Below are 6,205 nucleotides of genomic sequence, written 5' to 3'. Positions count from 1 at the left end.
GCGCGAAGACTTCACCGCCGAAGGCGAGCGCACCCGCGAGGAACTCGCCGCCTTCCTCGACGAGCTCGAAGCCGCCGCCGTCAAGTTCGAGGAGATGCGCGACCGCTCGCTGGCCCGTGAGGCCGCGAAGCGCGAGAAGGCCGGACTGGCCGTCTAGTACCGACGCACACCGGAACCCGTCGCGCCTCGCCGAGGCCCGGCGGGTTTCTTCTCGTTCGAGGCCGCCGCGGTTTGCCGGAACCGGCCGCCGCCAGCGATCATGGAATGAACGACCACGGGAGAGCACTGATGACCACAGCCACCACGACGCAGCCCAAGCTGCGCATCGGGCGGTTCGAGCTCGACTCCCCCGTCGTGCTCGCACCGATGGCCGGCGTCACCAACGTCGCCTTCCGCAGCCTGTGCCGGGAGCTGGAGCGCGCGCGCACCGGCACCGTCGCGGGGCTGTACGTGTGCGAGATGGTCACGGCCCGCGCCCTCGCCGAGCGGCATCCGGTGACGATGCACATGACCACGTTCGCCCCCGACGAGGACCCGCGCAGCCTGCAGCTGTACACCGTCGACGCGAAGTGGACCTACGAGGCCGCCCGGATGATCGCCGAGGAGGGCCTGGCCGATCACCTCGACATGAACTTCGGCTGCCCCGTCCCCAAGGTCACCCGCCGCGGCGGCGGCTCCGCGCTGCCCTACAAGCGGAACCTGTTCGCGAGCATCGTCGACGCCGCGGTGCGCGGCATCGCCGACGGCTCCCCCGCGGGCTCCCCCGAGATCCCGGTGACGGTGAAGTTCCGCATCGGCATCGACGACGAGCACCACACCCACCTCGACGCCGGCCGGATCGCCGCCGAGCAGGGCGCGGTCGCCGTCGCGCTGCATGCCCGCACCGCCGCGCAGCGCTACTCGGGCCAGGCCGACTGGGACGAGATCGCCCGCCTCAAGGAGCACGTGCACCACCACTTCGGCGACACCATCCCGGTGTTGGGCAACGGCGACATCTTCGCGGCGGAGGACGCCGTGACCATGATGGAGCGCACCGGCTGCGACGGCGTCGTCGTGGGCCGCGGCTGCCTGGGCCGGCCGTGGCTGTTCTCCGAGCTCTCCGCCGCGATCAACGGCACCCCGATGCCGGTCCCGCCGCACCTGGGCGAGGTCACCGACATCATGTACCGGCACGGCGAGCTGCTGGCCGCGCACCACGGCGAGGACAAGGGCATGCGGGAGATCCGCAAGCACGTCGCCTGGTACCTGCGCGGCTTCCCCGCCGGCGGCGAGCTGCGTACGCGGCTCGCCACGGTCAAGACCCTCGCCGACCTGCGCGCACTGCTGGACACACTGCCCCAGGACGTGCCCTTCCCCAAGGACGCCGAGGGACCGCGCGGCCGGCAGGGCACGCCCGGCAAGGTGGTCCTCCCCGAGGGCTGGCTGGACGATCCGTGGGAGTCGGACGCCGCGGCGATGCCGGGCGCCGAGGTGGAGACGAGCGGCGGTTAACCGTCGTTCACCCGTCGTTCATCCAACGCTGCGGTCGTGTATGAAAAGGCCGATATACTGCGCACATGCGTAACGCGTACATCCAGCAGATGGCTGCTTTCAACGACATCCTCGGCGACATCTGCGACAAGTCGGGCATCGCCATGGAGAAGGCCACCAACTCGCTGCTCCAGGCCGACCTCGCCCTCGCCGAAGAGGTCATCACCGAGCACGACGAGATCGTGCGGCTGAGCCGCCGCGCCGAGGAGGAGGCCTTCTCCCTCCTCGCGCTGCAGGCGCCGGTCGCCAGCGACCTGCGCGTCGTGGTCTCCGGCTTCCAGATCGTGGCCGACGTCGACCGGATGGGCGCGCTCGCCCTGCACGTCGCCAAGGTGACCCGCCGCCGCTTCCCGAACAAGACCCTCCCCGAGGAGGTCAACGGCTACTTCGCCGAGATGGGCCGCCTCGCGGTCGAGCTCGCGAACTCCGCCCGCGAGGTCCTGGTCACCCAGGACCCGAAGCAGGCCGCGGAGATCGAGGAGCAGGACGACGCGATGGACGACCTGCACCGCCACCTGTTCACCGTGCTCATGGACCGCGAGTGGAAGCACGGCGTCGCCGCCGCCGTCGACGTGACGCTGCTGGGCCGCTACTACGAGCGCTTCGCCGACCACGCCGTGGAGATCGGCCGCCGCGTGATCTTCCAGGCCACCGGCAGCCCCGAGCCCACCGCCGACATCTCGAAGTAGCACGCGCACGCACGGCCGCCCTCCGGGGCGGCCGTTCCGCTGTCCGAGGTCAGGCCGGGCCCGCGCTCAGGAACCCACGCCGTCCTGCAGCTGCAGGATCCTGCCCCCGAGATGGATGTCGGAGCCCACGCCGAGCGGCACGGGCTGCCCCGGCGGGAGACGCAGGGGCTGCGCCGCGCCCGGCGGCCGCACCCACGTGCCGTTCGCCGAGCCCACGTCGACGGCGAGCACCTGCCAGCCGTCGATGCGGATCTCCAGGTGGGCGCGCGACAGTGCGCCGCTGCGGTCCGGCAGGACGACGGGCGCGAGCCGCCCGGAACCGTCGAGCGAACGACCGGCGCGCTGCGCGACGAACGCTGCGGGGTCGCGCCCGATCACCATGTCGTTCTCCACGACGAAGGCGGTGCCGTCGTCGGCGACGAGCAGCCCCAGCGGCGGCCGCGGGCCGCTTTCCAACGGAGCCCGTCGATCGACGAGGGCGCCGCAGCGGGTGCAGTACGCGGCGACGGGCGCGTTGAGGTGCCCGAAGGCGCAGCGCCGGCCCTCGACCGTGGGCCCGGCCGCCACGGCAGCGCTCACGTCGCCGACGTCCACCTCGTAGTCGGTGGCCGCGAAGAGCGGGCTCACCCCGGTCGGCTCCTCGTTGGTGGGCGCGTCGGCGGGGAAGACGTCCGTCGCGATCTCGCCCTCCGCCTCGGGCTGCACGGACTCGTCCGACCAGATCACGACGCCTGCGCCGGGCACGGCACCGTCGTCGAAGTGGAGCGCGCCGGGCACGCACACCGGGGCGGGCGGGGGCGGCGGCCCGACGGTGACCGTGACCACCGAGCCCGGGGCCAGGGGCGCGACGCGCTCCGCGAAGTCGCCGCCGGCGTGCAGCACGTGACCGGGCGTCGCCGCCGCGGCGGACGGGAAGATCGCGACGGTGATCGCGAGCTCGACGTCCGCCCCCGCGATGCCGCGCAGCATCGCCCGCGCCGTGCCGTTCCTCAGCTCGACGACGGCGAAGGCCGGGCCGGTGATGGCGCTCAGGACGGGGGCGACGTCACCGTCGACCTCGAGCGCCGCGCGCAGTTCCGCGACCGCGGCGGGCCCGCCGACGGCCGGCGCGTCCACGAACAGGAACCGCTCGCGCGCGCGGGCCACCACGCGGTCGCCGGGCAGCACGGTGCTGTACCGGTCGCCGGTCCGGGGCTGCGATGTCATCCCCATAGGATACGGCCGATATCCGACGACGCCGTATCGGTGTGACCCGTCAGCCGAAGCGGCCCGAGATGTAATCCTCGGTGGCCCGCTCGTCCGGGTTGGAGAACATCTTCTCCGTCGGGTTGATCTCGATGAGCTTGCCGGGCTTGCCGGTGGCCTCGAGGTTGAAGAAGGCGGTCTGATCGGAGACGCGGGCCGCCTGCTGCATGTTGTGGGTGACGATGACGATCGTGTACTTCTGCTTGAGCTCGCCGATCAGGTCCTCGATGGCGAGGGTCGAGATCGGGTCGAGGGCCGAGCAGGGCTCGTCCATGAGCAGCACGTCGGGGCTGACGGCGATCGCGCGGGCGATGCACAGGCGCTGCTGCTGGCCGCCGGAGAGGCCGCCGCCGGGCTTGTTCAGGCGGTCCTTGACCTCGCCCCAGAGGTTCGCGCCGCGCAGCGACTGCTCGGCGACCTCGTCGAGCTTCGACTTGCTGCGGATGCCCTGCAGCTTGAGGCCGGCCACCACGTTGTCGCGGATCGACATGGTGGGGAACGGGTTGGGCCGCTGGAAGACCATGCCGATGGTCTTGCGCACGCCCACCGGGTCCACGCCGGTGCCGTAGATGTCGGTGCCGTCGAGCGTGATGTGCCCGTCGACGCGCGCGCCCGGGGTCACCTCGTGCATGCGGTTGATCGACCGGAGCACCGTCGACTTGCCGCAGCCGGACGGTCCGATGAACGCCGTGACCGAGTTCGGCGGCACCGTCAGCGAGACGTCCTGCACCGCGTGGAAGGCGCCGTAGTAGATGTTGAGGTCCTTGATGTCCAGGCGCTTCGCCATGTCGGTTCTCCTTGTTACTTCGTCTTGGGGGCGAGCAGCCGGGACATGAGGGCGGCCAGGCCGCTCGCGATGCCCACGAGGATCACCAGGGTGAGGGCGGCGCCCCACGCCCGGTACTCGCCGACGGCGCCGGGGTTGTTGCGGTACTGGTCGTAGATGAACAGCGGCAGCGACGACATGTTGCCGTTGAACAGGTCGTAGTTCATCCGGTCGCTGATGCCCACGAGCAGCAGCACGGGCGCGGTCTCGCCGACCACGCGGGCGATCGCCAGGAAGACGCCGGACACCATGCCGGACGCGGCCGTCGGCAGCACGATCCGCACGATCGTCTTCCACTTGGGCACGCCGAGCGCGTAGGAGGCCTCGCGCAGCTCGTTGGGCACGAGTTTGAGCATCTCCTCGGTGGAGCGCACGACGACGGGGACCATGAGCAGGATCAGCGCGAGGCTCACCGCGAAGGCGGACTGGGGCATGCCGAAGGTCGTGATCCAGATGCCGAAGATGAACAGCGTCGCGACGATCGACGGGATGCCGGCGAGCACGTCGACCATGAAGGTGGTGACCCTGCCCAGGCGGGTGCCCTCGGCGTACTCGACGAGGAAGATGCCGACCATCACGCCGATCGGCACGGAGAACAGCGCCGCGATGCCGGCCTGCACGAGCGTGCCGTAGAGGGCGTGCCGGATGCCGCCGGCGTAGGAGTCGGGGGCCACGCGGACCATCGACTTGGTCCACCACTCGGGATGGATGATCGCCGGGACGCCGTTGGCGATCACCATGTACAGCAGCGAGATCAGCGGCGCGAGGGCCAGCAGGAAGCACGCGCCGAAGATGATCGCGGCGGCGTTGTTCTTGATCCGGCGCGCCGTCGACGTGCGGTGGAAGACGGTGCCGCTCTTGGCGACGTCGTCGAGCTCGGTGGCGGTCATCCGTTCACCCGTCCCCCGCCGATCCAGCGGGCGACCGCGTTCACCACGAAGGTGAGCACGAACAGCACGAGGCCGGCGGCGATGTAGGCGCCGCGCTGATCGACGTTGTCGAACTCAGCGGCGGCGGAAGCGATCTTCGAAGCGAAGGTGTAGCCGCTGTCGAACAGCGACCAGATGGAGGTCTTGGTGGCGGCGAACAGGATGATGAGCACCGCGATGGTCTCGCCCAGGGCGCGGCCGAGGGCCAGCATGGAACCCGCGACGATGCCGGACCGGCCGTAGGGGAACACCGTGAGGCGGATGACCTCCCACTTGGTGGCGCCCAGGGCCAGCGCGGCCTCCTGGTGCGCGACGGGGGTCTGCCGCAGCGACTCGCGCGTGATCGACGTGATGATCGGCAGGATCATGATCGCGAGCACGATGCCGGCGGTGAAGACCGTCGAGCCGAGCGACAGCTCGACGTTGCCGGTCTTGAACAGGAAGAACCAGCCGAGGTTCTCGTTGAGCCACTTCTGGAGCGGCACCAGGAAGGGCGCCAGCACGAAGATGCCCCACAGGCCGTAGATGATCGACGGGACCGCGGCCAGCAGGTCGATCACGGCGCTGAGCGGCCGCGAGAGCCGCTGCGGCACGTACTGCACGAGGAAGGTCGCGATGCCCACGGCCACCGGGACCGCGATGATCAGCGCCATCACCGACGAGAGGACCGTGATCTTCAGCAGCTCGAGGATGCCGAACCGCATGTTCGACGGGGTCGTCTGCCACTCGGAGCTGGTGAGGAAGTTGACGTTGTTCTTGGTGAGCGCCGGGACCGCCTGCACCACGAGCTGCAGGAAGATCAGCGCGATCACCACGACGAGCAGGACGCCCGAGGCGTACGCCGCCCACTTGAAGATCTTCTCCATGCGGTCGTGACCGCCGGCGAAGGTGGTGCGGGTGGGAGCCCCGTCGGTGGCCGCTACGGCGCCGTCGGCGTCGCGGTCCGTCGAATCCTCAGTCGCCATGTTTCCCCGTTGTTCGGCCAC

At 70.5% G+C, this 6,205-nt stretch carries 6 protein-coding genes and 1 pseudogene; 3 read left to right on the top strand and 4 right to left on the bottom strand.

Annotated elements, in window-relative coordinates:
* From WFK95_RS14040 to phoU, 3 genes and pseudogenes are all read left to right on the top strand, one after another.
* Nucleotides 1-157: pseudogene (locus WFK95_RS14040) on the top strand (acyl-ACP desaturase); the annotation flags it as partial.
* A 131-nt stretch (nt 158-288) separates the two neighbouring features.
* Nucleotides 289-1,491 (top strand): tRNA dihydrouridine synthase DusB, encoded by a 1,203-nt coding sequence (dusB, locus tag WFK95_RS14035; protein ID WP_224649346.1) that lies wholly within the window; start codon nt 289-291, stop codon nt 1,489-1,491.
* Nucleotides 1,492-1,556: 65 nt separating this feature from the next.
* Nucleotides 1,557-2,219, top strand: coding sequence for a phosphate signaling complex protein PhoU (gene phoU / locus WFK95_RS14030; protein WP_212553810.1), 663 nt, complete (start codon nt 1,557-1,559; stop codon nt 2,217-2,219).
* Between the two features lie 66 nt (nt 2,220-2,285).
* Here phoU and WFK95_RS14025 read toward each other — a convergent pair whose 3' ends face one another.
* From WFK95_RS14025 to pstC, 4 genes are read right to left on the bottom strand one after another with little or no spacing between them, the layout of a single operon-like run.
* Nucleotides 2,286-3,425 carry an FHA domain-containing protein gene (locus WFK95_RS14025; protein WP_224649344.1) on the bottom strand — a complete coding sequence of 380 codons (1,140 nt, stop codon included), beginning with the start codon at nt 3,423-3,425 and terminating at the stop codon, nt 2,286-2,288.
* A gap of 49 nt (nt 3,426-3,474) precedes the next feature.
* Nucleotides 3,475-4,251 (bottom strand): phosphate ABC transporter ATP-binding protein PstB, encoded by a 777-nt coding sequence (gene pstB, locus WFK95_RS14020; RefSeq protein WP_224649341.1) that lies wholly within the window; start codon nt 4,249-4,251, stop codon nt 3,475-3,477.
* Nucleotides 4,252-4,265: 14 nt separating this feature from the next.
* The gene (pstA, locus tag WFK95_RS14015; protein WP_224649339.1) at nt 4,266-5,180 is read right to left on the bottom strand and encodes a phosphate ABC transporter permease PstA; all 915 of its coding nucleotides are present in this window, start codon (nt 5,178-5,180) and stop codon (nt 4,266-4,268) included.
* Nucleotides 5,177-6,184, bottom strand: coding sequence for a phosphate ABC transporter permease subunit PstC (pstC, locus tag WFK95_RS14010; RefSeq protein ID WP_374201346.1), 1,008 nt, complete (start codon nt 6,182-6,184; stop codon nt 5,177-5,179). The genes pstA and pstC overlap by 4 nt, the downstream gene beginning before the upstream one ends.
* Between the last annotated feature and the right edge of the window lie 21 nt (nt 6,185-6,205).

Source organism: Tsukamurella sp. USMM236 (assembly GCF_037148755.1).
Classification (GTDB): domain Bacteria; phylum Actinomycetota; class Actinomycetes; order Mycobacteriales; family Mycobacteriaceae; genus Tsukamurella.
This window is presented reverse-complemented; position numbering and strand designations above follow the sequence as displayed.

Coding starts and splice junctions, on each gene's coding strand:
- dusB (WP_224649346.1), top strand. CDS start 289: ATGACCACAGCCACCACGACGCAGCCCAAGCTGCGCATCGGGCGGTTC.
- phoU (WP_212553810.1), top strand. CDS start 1,557: ATGCGTAACGCGTACATCCAGCAGATGGCTGCTTTCAACGACATCCTC.
- WFK95_RS14025 (WP_224649344.1), bottom strand. CDS start 3,425: ATGACATCGCAGCCCCGGACCGGCGACCGGTACAGCACCGTGCTGCCC.
- pstB (WP_224649341.1), bottom strand. CDS start 4,251: ATGGCGAAGCGCCTGGACATCAAGGACCTCAACATCTACTACGGCGCC.
- pstA (WP_224649339.1), bottom strand. CDS start 5,180: ATGACCGCCACCGAGCTCGACGACGTCGCCAAGAGCGGCACCGTCTTC.
- pstC (WP_374201346.1), bottom strand. CDS start 6,184: ATGGCGACTGAGGATTCGACGGACCGCGACGCCGACGGCGCCGTAGCG.